The sequence below is a fragment of the Bibersteinia trehalosi USDA-ARS-USMARC-188 genome, assembly GCF_000521725.1.
Taxonomy (GTDB): domain Bacteria; phylum Pseudomonadota; class Gammaproteobacteria; order Enterobacterales; family Pasteurellaceae; genus Bibersteinia; species Bibersteinia trehalosi.
In genome coordinates, this window is sequence record NZ_CP006954.1 from 194,111 (window position 1) to 210,707 (window position 16,597).

The following is a 16,597-nucleotide window of genomic DNA, read 5'->3' on the forward strand; positions in this document are numbered from 1 at the left end:
ATGTACTGTTTTATTAAGATTTTTCAGCAGATAAAATGCAAAAATGTGGAATAAGTCGCATTTTTTATAATTGGGATAGATAATCTGTGAAGTCGATCACAATTTTCAAGCGATTCACCTCTGTTTGATGAGGCGCAAGGCGCTCAATTTCCGCTAGCAGAGCAACCCCTTCAGTTAAACTGCAAGCGGTTGAAATTTCCACATTTTTTGCAAAAAATTCTGCTAAATCTAGCGCTTGCTGGTTAATTGCTGCATAGATTAGACGCTGCAGATTTTGCTCACGTAAGCAAGCTGGCACTTGTAATATGCTTAAACGGGTTTGCCCTTGCCACTGTTTACTTTGCATTTGGAAACCCAGTGCGAGGAATGCGCTTTCAAGTTGCTGCCATTGCTGTGTTTGTATTTCGTCTAGGCTCAAGTTTAATGGAATGAGCAGCGCTTGTGATTCAGTACGATCAAGCTGATAACGCAGTTTAAGCCGAGCCAGCTTCTGCATGGAAATAAGACAGAAATCATCGCCTTGTTTACAGAGCAGCGCTTGGTCTTGCACTAACGCGAGTGCTTGTAAATAGCCGCTGTTTTTTATTTCTGGCTCAGGGGCGGCTGTTGTTGCAGGTTTGGGTGTAGGGGCGGTAAAAACCGGCATGTTCGCTGTATTGGGTTTTAGCAACTCAGTATAAATTTTCTGCGCACGAGGCTGAATTTTTTCCGGAGCATGGCGAGCTGGTGAATGGTAATGTGCTGTACGTGGGGTTAGGGTATAAGATTGACGTACACTCGGTATAGCTGCATCCAGTGAGGCGGCTTGGCGGAAAATATTTTGTCCAGAGGCAATGCGGTTAGTTTCTGCTTGGTAATCTGCAAGCGGTTCATTTAATGCGGAATTTTGCAAGGGTAAATTTGGTTGGCTTTGCAGAGCATTCAGTACGCCTTGATAGATAAAATCGTGAACTAATCGCCCCTGATGAAAACGTACTTCATGTTTGGCAGGATGAACATTCACATCTACAAAGCTCGGATCGAGATCTAAAAATAGCACAAAAGCAGGGTAGCTCTCCTTGCTAATTAATTCACCATAGGCTTGGCGAATTGCATGGTTAATAGTTTTATCTCTCATCATCCGTCCGTTTACGTAGCTGTAACAGAGATCGCTTTGCGTTCTTGCTAATGCAGGTGAACCCACCCAACCGTATAAATGCAAATCATCATGTTGCCAATCAATATGCACGGCATGACGAACAAATTCTTCACCACAAATGGCTGCAATGCGTTTTTGTTGTTGTTCAGCATTGTTTTCTACCACAGCTTTGTAATGGCGGACGGTTTTACCGTTATGGGTAAGAATAAAGCTCACGGTGGGCTTGGCAAGAGCGATACGGCGGACAACTTCATCAATATGGGTAAACTCGGTTTTGTCGGTACGTAAAAATTTGCGTCTAGCAGGAGTGTTAAAAAATAGATTAGCAACTTCAATGGTTGTGCCAACAGGGTGAGACGCAGGCTTGATTTCTACAGCCATTTCCCGCCCCTGAGCATAAGCTTGCCATGCTTCTGCTTGGTATTCTGGACGAGAGGTTAGGGTTAAACGAGAAACCGAGCTGATACTAGCTAAGGCTTCACCCCGAAAACCGAGGCTTAAAATCGTCTCTAAATCTTCTAAACTGCTAATTTTACTGGTGGCGTGGCGAGCGAGCGCGAGGCTTAAATCTTGTTTCCCAATACCACAGCCATTGTCTCGAATACGAATAAGCTGCGAGCCACCTTTTTCAATATCAATCTGAATACGATTTGCCCCTGCATCAAGGCTATTTTCCACTAACTCTTTAACCACGGACGCAGGGCGTTCCACCACCTCGCCTGCAGCAATCTGGTTGGCAAGCTGTGGGGGAAGGATATGAATAAGAGGTTTTAATGTGTCCATAGCGTTGATAATCAGAGTAAATCCGTATCTTATCACATAAGAATCTTTCTCAAGAAATTTTATTTTGCTATTGCAAATCATTCTTGATTGATTTTATTATTCATCTGTTTCTTAGAGAGACAGCTTGCTTAACTAAAATAAGGCGTTTCATCATAGGAGCTATGTTGGTGAATGAGATTGTTAAGTTTTTTGCTAAAGATTATGGCTCGCTAATTGGCGTCAATAAGGTGGTGGGTCTTCATAAATAAGACATTAAAACTAGGAAACTCGTGCTATATTAAAAAATGATAAATGTATCTGTTCTAGGGGAAGAGCATGAAAAAATATGAAAGGATTATAAGCAGTATTGCATCCTTATCTTCCATACGTATGTTGATTGGTGCTACATCCACCATTTATATGATAGATAGTGGGGTAGAATTATATCATATCGGTATGATAAAAAGCATGCAGGCAGTAATTATATTAGTATTTGGACTTTTTATTGGGGTAATATCTGATAGGGTAAATAGGAAAAATATTCATACGATAGCAATATTTTTCTCATTTATATGGTTATATTTATTTTATCTTGGTGGCATATATTCTAGTTTAAGTCTGTTTTATCTTGCAGAGTTTCTTAATGGCATATCTCTTTGTATGATTCAGAATAATTCTAATGGTTATTTAGTGGAGCAATTTAAACGAGAGGATAAGACAAATGAATTAGATGGTATGTTTGGAAAATTAAATAAATGGACTTTTATTGGAATGTCTCTTGCATCTTTAATTGGTGGAGTTTTATATTATTTCTTTAGCCAAGCATCATTCCTATATACATCCTTATTGATGCTGTGTTTATTTATTTTCTCTCTATATTATCTCCCTAGCGGGGAAGAGTATAATAGTTCGAGAAAGTTGATAGATAAAAAAGAGATAAGGTTAATTTTTAGAAAAATTAGTAAACATGGTAGATCTATCCTATCTTATGTTTCATATGGGCTTTTTTTCCAAGTTATTATTCAATATTGGCAAGTGATGGTTTATGATTTCGAGCTTATTGCTAAAAATAATTATTGGTTAGGTTTAATTTTATGCTTATTAATGTTGGCTCAATCTGTTGCAGGTCAAGCAGTGGAAAGAAAAATCAAAATATCAAAATTTAATTTACATGTTGGCTCTATTCTTAATTTAATTATTTTAATTCTCGCTGTTTATTATTCTATGCCAGTGGTTTATATTGCGGGACTGTGCTTTATAATGTTCTTTATTAGATATATTTCTATTGTATTAGGCGCTGAGTTACAGTCAGATCTTAAGAACAGATTTAGGTCGAAATACAATATGGTGTTAAATAGTTTGTTAAGAATTATTACGACAATTACGTTATTTGTTGTTGGGTTTTTATTAGATTATTTTGATATTGATATTATTCTTTATCTTGGAATAGGCTTAATAAGTATAAACGTATTGTTGGCATTATTATCCAAAGATGAATATTAAAAAAACCAGATAGTAGTAAACTACTATCTGGTTTTTTTTAAAAGCTATAACCACCCTTTGCGTTTAAAGTAGATATATGGGCTGGTTGCGACCAATAACATTAAACCCAGCGCCATTGGATAACCAAATTTAAAGCCAAGTTCGGGCATAAATTCAAAGTTCATCCCATAAATTGATGAGATCAGCGTCGCTGGCAGGAACATCACTGATACCAAAGAGAATACTTTCATAATGCGGTTCTGTTCAATGTTGATAAAACCCATTGCTGCTTGCATTAAGAAATTCACTTTTTGGAACAGTGATTCGTTATGTGGCTGGAGAGACTCTACATCTCGCATAATATCGCGCGCTTGTTCAAGCTGATTATTTGGCAAGCGAGTTTTACGCAGTAAAAAGCCTAAGGCTCGCTGCGTATCCATTAAGCATTGGCGAACTTTGGAGCTTGCATCCTCTAATTCGGTGAGATCAGAAAGCGCATCATTGAGGCGGTTGTTGTTTTTATTTTGCTCGTTCTCATCCGGCTCATTTAGAATGACTCGGCTTAATTTCTCTAAATCGGCATAGATATTTTCAATGACATCGGCAAGCTGCTCAATCTTGGTCTCAAACAAATCGAGCAACAATTCATATGCATTACCGTCAATTAATTTTGCTCGACGTGAGCGCATACGATAGAGACGAAAAGCAGGTAAATCGCGCTCACGAATGGTAAATAAGCGCCCATCTCGAATCGTAAAACCGACAGTGGCGATATCGGGATAGTCTTCATCGTCCAAACAGTAGAAAAAGGAGTGCATGTGCAAGCCGTCTTCATCTTCAAAGAAACGCGCAGATGCTTCCAAATCTTCTAATTCATGTTCTTCAGCAAGGGTTTGGTCTAGACGATGTTCCAGCACCGAACGCTCTTCATCACTAGGATCGATTAAATCAATCCAAATAGCATCATTAAGCTGTTCTTGAGCGGTTTCATCGACATTGATAAGACGGTCGTTTTGCAACGAAAAAGCTCTGATCATTGTATTCTCCAAGAAAAAGGGAGAGATAAACGAAGGAACAAAAAGATACAAACAGAAACCGACGCATTGTCGGTGGAGAATTGGACAAGGCGGGTTAGCAAACTGATAAGTATCGACTGTGACTGTCCAAAGTGTGATCTCCAAAGTAAAAAACGGCAAAATGGTACAGATTTCGCCGCTTTTCGTCAAGGATTACTCAATATCTACATTATACATCGTATTTGCCCATGACGCTGGCTTGGGCAAGAATGTGTCCCTGCATGGCAAAATGCAGATCATTAAAGCGAAAACCTTTTTTGAGTTTTAGATCACAATCTAGTGCGTACACAATTAATTCATAACGGTGTTCACAGTTTGGCGGCGCCATTCCTCCATAGCTTGATGCTTCATCAAGCTCAAATTTGCCTAAGACACTTGCCCAGCTATTTGCACCTTGTACAAAGTCTGTCGCAGTGAGGCTTTCATTTTCGGCAAGGCTGGTGCGCTTAAGATCGGCGATAAGCCAATGCACCCAAACAAAACCACTGGCAGTAATTGCATCTTTATCCTCTAGTACAACAGCAAAGGATTTTGTCCCTAAAGGCGCATCTTGAATTTCAAATGGAATAGAATAAGTTGGCATACCATTTGGACTAAATTGCGTCCCTCGTTTGCCATATTTATCCGCAAATGAGCCATTTTGAATTGCAGCACTGGTAACCCGCATATCACCCTCCTATTTTTGATGATTTTCTTGATAAAGCCATTCACCGACTTGTTTGGCAAAATAAGTGAGAATACCATCAGCCCCTGCTCGTTTAAAGCAAAGTAGGCTTTCCATAATACACTCTTTCTCTTTCAGCCAGCCGTTTTGAATAGCAGCCATATGCATTGCGTATTCACCTGAGACTTGGTAGGCAAAGGTTGGCACACCAAAGGTTTCTTTTACACGCCAAACCATATCTAAATACGGCATACCCGGTTTGACCATCACCATATCTGCCCCTTCTTGAATATCCAGCGCCACTTCGTGTAGCCCTTCATTACCATTTGCAGGGTCAAGCTGATAGGTGAATTTATTTCCGCCTTTTAAATTGCCGGCTGAACCAACTGCATCACGGAATGGGCCGTAGTAGTTAGAAGCATATTTGGCCGAATAGGCCATAATTTGTGTATTAATGAAACCATTTGCTTCCAAGGCGGTACGAATTGCACCGATACGGCCATCCATCATATCACTTGGGGCAACAATATCTGCTCCTGCTTGCGCGTGTGAAAGTGCTTGTTTCACCAGCACTTCAGTTGTCACATCATTTAGGACATAACCTTCGTTATCTATAATGCCATCTTGCCCGTGAGTAGTGAATGGGTCGAGAGCCACATCAGTAATTACGCCTAATTTCTCACCAAATTTTTCTTTTAAAGCACGTACTGCGCGTTGTGCTAAACCATTAGGATTATAGGCTTCTTCTGCCATTAGTGATTTTTTTGCTTCGCCGACCACAGGGAATAATGCCACGGCGGGCACACCGTATTTAACTAATAATTCTGCTTCAATTAAAAGCTGATCAATTGTTAAGCGCTCTACATTTGGCATTGATGGCACTTTTACACGTTGATTTTCGCCTTCAATAATGAAAACAGGATAGATAAGATCCGCAGCGGTTAATGTATTTTCCGCCACTAAACGACGGCTAAATTCATGCTTGCGTAAACGACGCATACGACGATGTGGAAAGTGGGTAGTCACAAATTGGGTCATAATAAATCCTTATTTCAATAATTCTGTTAATTTAGCTAAGACCATCTCTGGTTGAATATCAATCAAACTTTGATGGTAACCTTCGGCACTTTCGCCTTTGCGGATTTTGATTAAGCCACCTTCAATTAAACGGATAATCACTGCTTTCTCAGAAAGTGGAGGCGTATATTGTGGGCTTGTCGGGCCGTAAAGCGCTACCAATGGGCGATTTAATGCTGCAGCAATGTGCATTAAACCGCTGTCGTTAGATACCACAGCAACGCAATCTGAAATCAAATCAACAGCCTGATTTAAATCTGTTTGCCCAGCTAAATTTAAACAGTAGCGTTGTAAATCCTCGGGTAAAGCAGAGCGAATTGCTTCGCCTACGGCTTCATCTTTTTTCGATCCAAATAGGCGTATGCTATAGCCCTGTTCAATCAATTTTTCTGCGACTTTAGCGTAGTGATAGTGAGGATAACGTTTTGCCGGGCCAAATTCTGCTCCAGGGCAGAATCCGATAGCTGGACGGTTTTCAGCATAAGCAAGCTGTTTCTTAAAATGCTGCAGAGTCTGTTCAACTTGTGAGTGCTCTACCTTGAGATAAGGGTAGGAAATAGGCAGGTTTTCTGCACTAGGAATTTGCCCCTTGTCAAACGCTAGAGCCACATAACGTTGTACCATTTTGGGGTAGTCATTTTTATTATGGCGAATATCGTTTAAAAAACCAAAACGCATTTCGCCTTTCCAACCACGGCGCTGTTTGATTTTGGCAAAGAAAGGGATAAATGCCGATTTAAGCGAATTAGGCAAGACAATGGCGAGATCATACTGATTTTGCAAATTTTTGCCTAATTGATACCGCTTGCACAGGCGAAATGCGCCGTGTCCAATTGGCATAGAAATTGCTTTGCGTATTTCAGGCATACGAGAAAGTAATGGACGACACCAATCAGGCGCCATCACATCAATTTCGCAATCGGGATAGTTTTGTTTGAGTTGTTGATAGAGCGAGTGCGACATCATCATATCACCAACCCAAGAGGGGGCAATAACTAGAATATTCATCAATGAGCTCCTATTTCTTTACACAGTTTTGCGCAAGAATTTTACCGTTTTTATCGCGCAATGTACCCTTACCGTTAAAATCTTCACTCCAAATCCAACGGATATTGCTATATTTTTTGCTGTTGTTACGGGTGACAGCCGAGGATAACTGATGCGTGGTTTGATTGAACGTGACACTAATATATTGGCTTTTTTTACTATTTGCTGCCTTGGTTACCCGAACCGTTTTATTCTTACTACACTGGTAGAGCACCGTTCTGTTTTTTACTGTGCTGGTTACTTTTTTCTTGGTTGCAATGAGCTGTTTGGGCGGTTCAATCGTTTGTATTTGTTCAATAGGAGCGGTTAATGGTGGTGGCATACAAGCGGTTAAAAATACTGAAAAAATTGCAAGCGAAATAACTTTTTGCATTTTATCCTTCCTTTAGGCAAAAAGAGCAACGCAATGCGTTGCTCTTGGTATGAAATTATCGATAAATATAATTACCGTCAGCTTGGCGAATGTACTTACCACTGCCAATATTCATCTCAACGATACGATTATTTTTATCTAAGCGAACAGTGATTTTTTGACCTGGACTTAAACGGCTAGTTGCACCATTTAACTTGGTCATTTTATTGAGTTCTGGCAAATTCGCACCTAAACCATTATCACGGAAGTTTTGGAATAGTGACACGCCTTTTTGTACGGTAATAGTTTTGCTACTTACTGCATTGCTAGTGGCTGGTGTAACTGCTGTAGCCCCTATAGCCGGTTTGCTGGTAGCCGTGTCAGATTTTGTTTTAACCGTGTGACTTTGTGTTTTTATTGAATCCGCTTTGGCATTTGCGGTAGCCGGTTTTAAACTTTTAGCCGGTTTTGCTGGTTCCGCTTTCACCACTTCTGGTTGATGAATCACACTGCTATGGGCATTTGGTTTGCTCACAGTCACTTCAGCAGGTGCAGTGGTTACTGCCGGTTTTAATGCTGGTGCTGCTGTTTCTGTTGCCGTAGTTAGCGCGAGTTCTTGTGAAACTTCAGATTGCACCGGCGTTTCTGTTGTCGCGGTCTCAGTCTGTTCTGTGATGCTGGATGCAGCTTCACTGTTTGCTTGAGCTTGTTTTTCTGCTTCAAGTCGTTGCTGTAATGCTCGCGCTTCTTCCTCAGCACGTTTAGCTTCTTCTTCATCCACAGGGCGGAATTCAATTGGCAAACTTGAGCCTTGCGCTTGCAGATCTTCAACACTTTGTGGTGTTTTTGGTTTTAACAAGAAGAAAACCAAAATCAGTGCTAATGCCAGCAACGCAACTAAAAGTAAACGGCGGTATTTCGATGGTACTTTTTCGGCCAATGATGGTTTTTTCGGTGCTGTTTGTGCTTGGCTAGGAATAACGCGTTCTAAATTATTCGCTTCTTTTTCATGCTCATGGTTTTGTTGAGAAGTTTGTTCCATTTTTTTCGACTCGGTTTGGGGTTGATGAGTTGTTAGGGATTCTGTGTTTAATGGTTTGCTATTCGCTGCAGTCGCGTTTGCATCTTTTTCCACTGGTGTAAAGGCAAAGCCCAATGTAGGGGCAACTTTTGCGTTATTCGAAGTAGCCGTTGGTATGCTTTTTTCTGTGGTATTTTTGGCAAGGGCTTCTTTTGCAGCTGTAGCCGCGGCAGAAATAGCAGCCTGTTCTGCTTCAGAACGTTTTACTAATGGCGTAAAAGTGTGCCCAGGAGACTGTTTAGAGTGCATTGAAAATGCGACAGGTTGGTTAATACTGGCTTTTTCTGCTGCTTCAGCTACAGGGTTGTGATCTAAATTAGCGGGTTGTGAGGGCTGACCAAAGGTCGGCTCTTTACGCAAATTATTTTGAGTCATAGTCGTTGTCTGCAAGTTATTCAAAAAAACGGCTTATTCTAAAGGATTTCTAAACTATCAGCACGCCCTTTTTCGACAAGCGGTTGTTTTTCTACATTTTTTTACAAAAGAGCCTGTTTGGCAAAATTTATGCTGCATGTCTAGGCAATTTTTTGCTTTTCTCGATCTATATCCCAAAAATAACATAAGCCCATTGCAGCACTATTTTTTCAGTTTTAAGGTGGCGCTTAGTTTTAACCCAGCTAAGAGGAATATCTTATGAAAAAATATCTGCGTATTGCGCTTTCTTCCCTTGTGGCATTTTGTACGCTATCTGCTTTAGCACAAACGCAACGTGAAGCAACACATACTGAACCGGTTGCTATTGAGCAAGTTGCGCAGGCTCAGGTACAGAATGTCAATTTAGTTAATCTGAATACAGCAACGGCGGCTGAAATTCAAGATAAATTAGTCGGTATTGGTGCGAAAAAAGCGCAAGCGATAGTAGAATATCGCGAGAAAAATGGCAATTTTATTAGCCTTGAACAGCTCACGGAAGTTTCTGGTATTGGTAAAGCAACACTAGATAAGAACCGCGATCGCCTTGTATTAGAGTAATGCAGTTTAACCTTGTTTTTGTTATACTTAACCGTTGGATTTAACAAGAACAAGGTTTTATTTATGTCATTAAATGCATACCCACGTCCAAGTTACGCGCAGCGTGCCAAAATTGCTTTTCAATACCTAATGCCACAGCTAGGGCTAACTCGAGTGGCTGGCTGGTTGGCAGAAAAAGAGTGGGGGGCGGTGACTCACTTTATTATTAAGCTCTTTGCTAAAGTATATAACGTGAATTTCACCGAGGCTGAAAAAAGCAGCCCATCAGATTATAAGAGCTTTAATGAATTTTTTATTCGCCCATTAAAAATGGGGGCTCGCCCAATTGTATCAGGTGAAAATGTACTTTGTTTACCCGCTGACGGGCGTGTTAGTGAAGTAGGACGCATCGAAGACAATCGTTTAATTCAAGCCAAAGGGCATCATTTTACGCTTGAAACTTTACTAGCTAATGATGTTGAGCTGGCAGAAAAATTCAAAGATGGTGATTTTATTACCACCTATCTCTCGCCAAGAGATTATCATCGTGTACATATGCCGTGCGATGGCATCTTACGTAAAATGATTTACGTCCCTGGAGAGCTTTTCTCGGTTAATCCATTTCTTGCGGAACATGTGCCAAATTTATTTGCACGTAATGAACGCTTGATCTGTGTATTTGAGACAGAATTTGGCACCATGGTGCAAATTCTAGTGGGGGCAACGATTACGGCAAGTATGTGTACTGTCTGGGCAGGTGTAGTGAACCCTCCAAGATCGAGCGAGGTGAAAGTGTATGATTACCCAGATGAGGGGGAGAATGTCATTCGTTTGAAGAAAGGGGAAGAGATGGGTGCATTCCGCCTAGGTTCAACAGTGATTAACCTTTTCCCTAAAAGTAGGGTTGTTCTTGCCGAACATCTGCAAGCAGGTGAAGTAACCCGAATGGGCGAATTATTAGCTAGTGTGAAGTAAGAGCTGGCTTCCAATTTATGAGCAAGCGGTTGATTTTGCAAAAATTTTTACAAAATCAACCGCTTGTTGCTTATTGGTATTTGTGTCGATTGAGTTCCAGCCACTGTAAACCAATTACAGTGATCACATTATCTATCTTGCCTTCGCAGACCCATTGGTATGCTTGTTCTCGCTCAACGACATGAACTAGCATCTCTTCATCCTCTTCATCTAAGCCATAGATTCCGCCAACTTGAGTGCTATCAACCAAGCCTAAGAAAATATGTAAGCGCTCAGAGGTACCGCCAGGGCTATTCCATACACTTAATGCATGAGTTACCTGCTCAACTCGTAAACCAGCTTCTTCCTCAGCCTCACGAATTGCTACCTCTGCTGCACTTTGCCCCTCTTCGATCATTCCGGCAACTAATTCAACCAACCACGGTGAACGTTCACTATTTGGATCTAGCGCCCCTATGCGAAATTGTTCAACTAATACGACTTTGTCTAATTTTGGATCGTAGGCAATCAGCGCGGCAGCCTCGCCTTTAACCATCAGTTCACGTGTGACTTTGTCACTTACGCCGCCTTTGAATAATTTATGTCGAAAGGTGATTTTTTTCAGATGAAAATGTCCTTTATACAGTGTTTCTTCGTGGAGCATTTCTACGTCTTTTTGCTGAAATTGATGGATTTGAGTCATAAATTCGATTCTCCTTAACTTTTACGCAATCGATCTGAATGAACGATATAGAGCGCGATGATCATTACTAGGATTGCTAATGCAAATAATAAAGTATGCAGGGCATTGGAATGATCGACAATAATTAAACGTACCATAGCGGTAATTCCAATATAGAGGAAATAGCGCAGCGGAAAGTGATAATTGTATTTGAAATACTGCACAATGAGGGCAAGAAATTCAAAGTAGAGGAAGAAAACCACAATTTTTTCGACCACTTGGAATTTATCGCTGTGATTGAGTAGTAAGGCATATAAAGAATAGGATTCAGCAAACAGCGAATAGCCCAATAATATACCTGAAACAAGCAGAGAGATATTTAAAACCCATTGAAATGCTTCAGAAATTAGCTTGGCAAAGCGAGAATGGTGTTGGGGGAAGTGCATAAATTAATTTACCTGATAAATAATCGGCTCAAGTTCGAGCTTATGGAGCTGTCCATTTTTCCATTGTGTTAATTCTGCCATTTGACCTTGCTCGCTAAAGTAGGCTAAATAGCATGGTAGTTGATAGAAGAAAAAGAGTTTTCCTTTAGGGCAATGTATCGATTCAATACGCTGCTGGCTAATATTGTGGTAAACCTCAGAAAGCTTGGCAATTCCTATCCCCTGCGCTTTTAAAATGGCTTCACGTAGACACCAGGTTAAATAAAAGCGTTGCTCGCAGGTTGTGAGCTGAGGTAAATAACGCATATCACTAAGCTCTGCAATTTCTTGTGTACTCGCATAATACTCAAGAAGCGCTTGGTAGCGCCGCGTTTTTTGTGGCTGTTCAATATCGATGCCAACCGCATTTTGAGATTGGCTATAACGGAAAATCACTGCTACCCAATCACCAGAGTGACTGATATTAAAATCAACATGTGGATGGGGAACATAAGGTCTGCCACTCGGTGTTTCTTGTATCTTTGCTAAGAGTGCATCATCTAATCCGTGCTGCGCCATACATTGATGCAGCAGAAAATGTGCGAGTCGGCGACTTTTCCATTTTTGTATTTGGCGGCTTGATAGTTCGCTGTGCTGTGTTGGTTTAGCGTAGTTTTCAAATTCTGTAGGGATCGGCTCATTATTGTGGGCCAAAATAATGTGCAAGCGGTCGAAACGCGTCATTTTTTTGCAATATCCTTTGTCTTACATGGGCAATCATTATGGTGATCATCTACGAGTCCAGCCGCTTGCATAAAGGCGTAGCAAGTGGTTGCTCCGACAAAAGAAAAGCCTTTTTGCTTGAGCGCTTTTGACATAGCAATTGATGCCTCTGTTTTTGCTGGTGCGGTAGCTTGCACGTGATTAATTTGTGGTTGATTTGCGACAAATGCCCAAACAAATTGGCTGAAATCTTCACCTGCGGTTTGCATAGCTAGATAAGCCTGTGCGTTTTTAATGATAGCAGCCAGTTTTGCACGGTGACGGATTAAACCGCAATTGAGCATTAAAAGATCAAGATCATGCTCCGTCATTTTAGCAATCTTATCTGGATCAAACTGATAAAATGCTTGGCGGTAATTTTCACGTTTTCTGAGCACAGTAATCCAAGCCAGCCCTGCTTGCTGGCTTTCTAAGCAGAGGAGTTCAAATAGTTTCCGGCTATCTTTTTCAGGGGTTCCCCACTCGTTATCATGATAGTGGATATAGAGAGGATCATTTCCTACCCAATTACAACGAAGCATTTGTAAAATTCCTATAAAAAACAACCGCTTGCTTTAGGATTTGGGGGCAAAACTATTTCGTTATTTTCCAGATCTGCCGCTGATTGATTAAACGAACTTTGCCGTCTTGTGACACATAACCACCTTTAACTGCCTCAAATAGCGTACTCTTCGTCTTACTGGCTGAAAAAATTTCAGCTTTTTGGCGGTCTTCAGACAAGATGACATAAAGAGCGAGCGTATTGTCATTCGGATCGGTAAGCTTAATATCCGCTATAGCAAAGGGCTGAATGCAACTTTGTTTAATCATCGAATAACGATAACCAGCCGATGAAATACAGCTGTGTGCATCGCGATCTGAGCCTAAAATAGCTGTTTCCCCTGAGTTTGCAGAACAGGCAGTGACTAAGCCAGCTAAAGTCAAAATGAACAAAATTTTACGCATAAATGAGTCCTTAGCGTTTTGGTAGGTAGCGCGCAGGATCAACTGATTTACCGTGATAACGAATTTCAAAGTGTAATTTATTACTATTTGTGCCGGTGCTACCAAGGGTGGCAATGGTTTGGCCTGCTTTTACGCTTTGCTGTTCTTTGACTTTTATAGTGTCGTTATGTGCATAAGCACTTAAAAAATCGTCATTATGCTTGATGATGATTAAATTACCATAGCCTTGTAAGGCATTACCTGCATAAACTACTTTACCTGCTGCAGCTGCTTTCACGGCTTGTCCTTTAGTGCCGGCGATATCTAAGCCTTTATTACCCGCTTCAGAGTTAGAGAAACCAGAAATAACACGCCCATCAGTTGGCCATTGCCATTTAATTGATGAAGTTATTGGCGCTGTATTGGCTGTTGTTGCGCTAATGCGAGGAGCTGTACTTGCCGTTGTGGCTGTTACTGCTGGTGCTGCTGTTGCAGTCACTGTTGGTCGTTGTGGTGCAGCAGTGCTACTAGAAGCTTTAACAGGGCCGGTGACCGAGCCATCAGAGCCATAGGCAGTGCCATTTGGAGCACTGGTGTAGGTTACTTCTGGCTCTGCTGGTTTTGGCGCTGGCGCAGGGGCTGGCGCTGGAACCGAGGCAACTCTGTTATTTGTTTGAGCACTAGTATTTCCCAATTTTAGGGTTTGCCCAACACGTAGTTGATAGGGCTCACTCATATTGTTTAGTGCAGCAATTTCGGTAACATCTTTGCCAGCAATATAGGCGATTAAGAACATCGTATCACCTTGGCGTACGGTGTAGGTGTCACCATTATAAAAGCCTTTATCAATTTGATTATAGATAGGCTTATTATTTTCATCGCGCGGGATAGTGAAATCTTGCGAAACTTTTTTTACTGTAGCTTTTGCCGTTGGTTTGGCAACAGGAGGTGTCTTAGTTTCAACCGGAGTAGGTAATGGTTGTGGAGCCGTATAAGTTGGCTGTTGAGTAATAGGTTGTGGCACAGAATAGGTAGGTGTATTCATGCTGCTCGGCATTTCTGTTGGTTGAATATCAGTTTGCCAGCCATAGCTGCCACTATCTATCGCTCCTGTATTAGCAACTGGCTGCATTACGCCAGGTGGTAGTTCTGCATCACTTGCATTTACTACTGGTGCAGGGGTGTTGGAGCCACATGCTGTTAGCACCAGAGCACTTAATGGCAACAGGAAAAAGGCGTGTTTCATATTAAAATCCTTAAAAATAAAAATAGAAAAGCAAGATGCCCTTGGCTGATATTGATAAAATATCAACAGCAGCTAGAGCCATCTTACTTCTGTTATTCAGTACAATTATCTGACTCGCAATACACTACCTACTTTTAATTTAGTTGTAGTGCTAATGTTATTGAGTGCAGCAATTTGTTCGGCGCTTGTGCCAGTTAGATAGCCAATCAGATAGAGTGTGTCGAACTGACCAACAGTGTAGCTACTATCGCTATAGCAGCCTTTAGTGATTTGGCTGTAAATTGGTTTATTTGCGCCATCTCGCACGACTTGGCAGCTACCAACGACTTCCGTATTGAATGTGTTACTGCCTTATGAAGTGGCAACAGGTTGTGGTGCGGAGTATGTTGGTGCTTGGTAAGTTGGTTGCCCCATAGATGCTGGCATTTGAGTTGGCTGAACTTCAGTTTGCCACGCGGTTGAAGCATCTGTAATTTCAGCATTAGTTGTTTCACTGCTGGTGTTATTTGTACAACCGGTGATAGCAATAGCAATGATAGAAAGTAAGAAAAGCGATTTTTTCATAATAGTGCACCTTTTATTTTAATAAGTTATAAACTATGTAGGCGAGTATAGCGAATGCTACAGTTGCCCAACCAATTAATTCGATAGAACGGCGGATTTTTTCTGCGTACTTTACTCCACCCCACGCAAATAGTTTTGCCACTAAATAGAAACGGGCAAAACGGGAAATGGCGGCAGTTAAGACAAAAGGTAGAAATGCCATTTGCATTACGCCTGCACAGATTGTAAACACTTTAAATGGAATTGGCGAGAACCCCGCAAGAAAAACAACCAAAATTCCCCAAGTTTCAAACCAATGTATAGCTTTATCAAAATTTGCTTGTTGTCCCCATGCATTGATAATATCTTTAACCCAATCAAAGGCAAAGTAACCAATAGCATAACCAATCATACCACCAAGCACAGATGCAACAGTTGTATAAATGGCATAGCGGATCGCCATTTGGGGCTTACTCATTGCCATTGGTGCAAGCATTACGTCAGCAGGAACGGGGAAAAAGATCGATTCAATAAAACTTACAAAACTTAGCCAGAAAGTTGCATGGCGGTGCTTAGACCAAAGCATTGTTTTGTCATAAATTGCGCCAAATAGTTTCATCAAAAACTCTCTTTTAAATTTAAAATGGTTTGGTGTGCTGTCATATCCGCTTGAATAGGTGTAACGGAAACAAAGTTATGCTCAATAGCATAAAAATCAGTGCCTTCATCACGTTCAATGGCTGCACCATTTGCACCGATCCAATAAATTGTTGAGCCTCGCGGATCTTGCTGTTTAATAATTTCTGCCGCAGGCGAGCGGTTGCCTAAGCGTGTGATTTGGATGCCTTGTAGTTCCGCGTAGGGGATATTAGGGACATTCACATTTAAAACTTGATGTGTTGGGATTGCGGGCGATTGTACTTTAGGCAATAAATCCAGCACTACTTGTGCTGCAGTTTCAAAATAGTTTTCACCACTTAGATGCCCCGCGCCATTTTGACCAACCAAAGAGACTGCGATGGATGGTAATGGTAAATGGCGACCTTCAAGAGCGGCAGCGACTGTACCGGAATAGACGACATCGTCGCCTAAATTTGCACCGTGATTAATACCTGAAACAACCAAATCAAAAGGGGTATCAAATAAGCCATTCAAGGCCAGATGCACACAGTCGGCCGGCGTGCCAGCAATGAGCGAATAGTCACCGTTGGCTAATTTTGCCACACGTAGCGGCTCGGTGAGCGTTAAACAGCTGGAAGCTGCGCTACGATTTCGATCTGGTGCGATTAAGGTAACATTATGTCCTGCGGTTCGTAAGGTTGCTGCTAGCGTTTGAATGCCTTGGGCATGCACGCCATCATCGTTGCTAATAAGTATGTTCATATGGGGTTTATTTGTTGTTTGGTTAAA

Annotated in this window: 18 protein-coding genes and 1 pseudogene; 3 read left to right on the forward strand and 16 right to left on the reverse strand. The window is 41.3% G+C overall.

The features are described from left to right. Positions 1–64 precede the first annotated feature (64 nt). Positions 65–1,921, reverse strand: a complete 1,857-nt coding sequence (gene mutL, locus F542_RS00895) for a DNA mismatch repair endonuclease MutL (protein ID WP_015433479.1) — start codon at positions 1,919–1,921, stop codon at positions 65–67. A 315-nt stretch (positions 1,922–2,236) separates the two neighbouring features. Between mutL and F542_RS00900 the strand changes: the two genes are divergently transcribed. Further along, positions 2,237–3,403, forward strand: a complete 1,167-nt coding sequence (locus tag F542_RS00900; RefSeq protein WP_025266705.1) for an MFS transporter — start codon at positions 2,237–2,239, stop codon at positions 3,401–3,403. Positions 3,404–3,447: 44 nt separating this feature from the next. Here F542_RS00900 and corA read toward each other — a convergent pair whose 3' ends face one another. The 6 genes from corA to F542_RS00930 form a co-directional block, all read right to left on the reverse strand. Next, on the reverse strand, positions 3,448–4,419 hold the full coding sequence (gene corA / locus F542_RS00905) for a magnesium/cobalt transporter CorA (RefSeq protein ID WP_015433477.1): 972 nt from the start codon (positions 4,417–4,419) through the stop codon (positions 3,448–3,450). 208 nt (positions 4,420–4,627) lie between these two features. After that, positions 4,628–5,125: a YbhB/YbcL family Raf kinase inhibitor-like protein gene (locus F542_RS00910; protein WP_015433476.1), complete on the reverse strand. Its 498-nt coding sequence runs from the start codon at positions 5,123–5,125 to the stop codon at positions 4,628–4,630. Between the two features lie 9 nt (positions 5,126–5,134). Next, the gene (hemB, locus tag F542_RS00915; protein ID WP_015433475.1) at positions 5,135–6,160 is read right to left on the reverse strand and encodes a porphobilinogen synthase; all 1,026 of its coding nucleotides are present in this window, start codon (positions 6,158–6,160) and stop codon (positions 5,135–5,137) included. Between the two features lie 9 nt (positions 6,161–6,169). Beyond that, positions 6,170–7,207, reverse strand: a complete 1,038-nt coding sequence (waaF, locus tag F542_RS00920; protein WP_015433474.1) for a lipopolysaccharide heptosyltransferase II — start codon at positions 7,205–7,207, stop codon at positions 6,170–6,172. Between the two features lie 10 nt (positions 7,208–7,217). Further along, positions 7,218–7,619, reverse strand: coding sequence for an MliC family protein (locus F542_RS00925; protein ID WP_015433473.1), 402 nt, complete (start codon positions 7,617–7,619; stop codon positions 7,218–7,220). A 55-nt stretch (positions 7,620–7,674) separates the two neighbouring features. After that, entirely contained in the window at positions 7,675–9,054 is a 1,380-nt protein-coding gene (locus F542_RS00930) for a LysM-like peptidoglycan-binding domain-containing protein (RefSeq protein WP_015433472.1), read from the reverse strand. A gap of 258 nt (positions 9,055–9,312) precedes the next feature. Between F542_RS00930 and F542_RS00935 the strand changes: the two genes are divergently transcribed. Both F542_RS00935 and asd read left to right on the forward strand, forming a co-directional pair. Then, a complete protein-coding gene (locus F542_RS00935) occupies positions 9,313–9,651 on the forward strand; it encodes a ComEA family DNA-binding protein (protein ID WP_015433471.1) in 339 nt (112 codons plus the stop codon). A gap of 63 nt (positions 9,652–9,714) precedes the next feature. Further along, positions 9,715–10,605, forward strand: coding sequence for an archaetidylserine decarboxylase (gene asd / locus F542_RS00940; protein WP_015433470.1), 891 nt, complete (start codon positions 9,715–9,717; stop codon positions 10,603–10,605). 70 nt (positions 10,606–10,675) lie between these two features. On the opposite strand, the gene nudF is transcribed toward asd, so the two are convergent. From nudF to surE, 9 genes and pseudogenes are all read right to left on the reverse strand, one after another. Continuing rightward, the gene (nudF, locus tag F542_RS00945; RefSeq protein WP_015433469.1) at positions 10,676–11,287 is read right to left on the reverse strand and encodes an ADP-ribose diphosphatase; all 612 of its coding nucleotides are present in this window, start codon (positions 11,285–11,287) and stop codon (positions 10,676–10,678) included. 14 nt (positions 11,288–11,301) lie between these two features. Beyond that, the gene (gene psiE / locus F542_RS00950; protein WP_015433468.1) at positions 11,302–11,712 is read right to left on the reverse strand and encodes a phosphate-starvation-inducible protein PsiE; all 411 of its coding nucleotides are present in this window, start codon (positions 11,710–11,712) and stop codon (positions 11,302–11,304) included. 3 nt (positions 11,713–11,715) lie between these two features. Continuing rightward, on the reverse strand, positions 11,716–12,435 hold the full coding sequence (locus F542_RS00955) for a 4'-phosphopantetheinyl transferase family protein (protein ID WP_015433467.1): 720 nt from the start codon (positions 12,433–12,435) through the stop codon (positions 11,716–11,718). Next, positions 12,432–12,995: a DNA-3-methyladenine glycosylase I gene (locus tag F542_RS00960; protein WP_015433466.1), complete on the reverse strand. Its 564-nt coding sequence runs from the start codon at positions 12,993–12,995 to the stop codon at positions 12,432–12,434. Before F542_RS00960 ends, F542_RS00955 begins: the two co-directional genes overlap by 4 nt. 52 nt (positions 12,996–13,047) lie before the next feature. Continuing rightward, positions 13,048–13,419: a hypothetical protein gene (locus tag F542_RS00965; protein ID WP_015433465.1), complete on the reverse strand. Its 372-nt coding sequence runs from the start codon at positions 13,417–13,419 to the stop codon at positions 13,048–13,050. 10 nt (positions 13,420–13,429) lie between these two features. Next, positions 13,430–14,644: a murein hydrolase activator NlpD gene (gene nlpD, locus F542_RS00970; RefSeq protein WP_015433464.1), complete on the reverse strand. Its 1,215-nt coding sequence runs from the start codon at positions 14,642–14,644 to the stop codon at positions 13,430–13,432. Positions 14,645–14,749: 105 nt separating this feature from the next. Next, a pseudogene (locus tag F542_RS00975) lies at positions 14,750–15,208 on the reverse strand (LysM peptidoglycan-binding domain-containing protein). Between the two features lie 13 nt (positions 15,209–15,221). Then, a complete protein-coding gene (locus F542_RS00980) occupies positions 15,222–15,806 on the reverse strand; it encodes a YqaA family protein (RefSeq protein WP_015433462.1) in 585 nt (194 codons plus the stop codon). Beyond that, on the reverse strand, positions 15,806–16,570 hold the full coding sequence (gene surE, locus F542_RS00985) for a 5'/3'-nucleotidase SurE (RefSeq protein WP_015433461.1): 765 nt from the start codon (positions 16,568–16,570) through the stop codon (positions 15,806–15,808). Before surE ends, F542_RS00980 begins: the two co-directional genes overlap by 1 nt. Between the last annotated feature and the right edge of the window lie 27 nt (positions 16,571–16,597).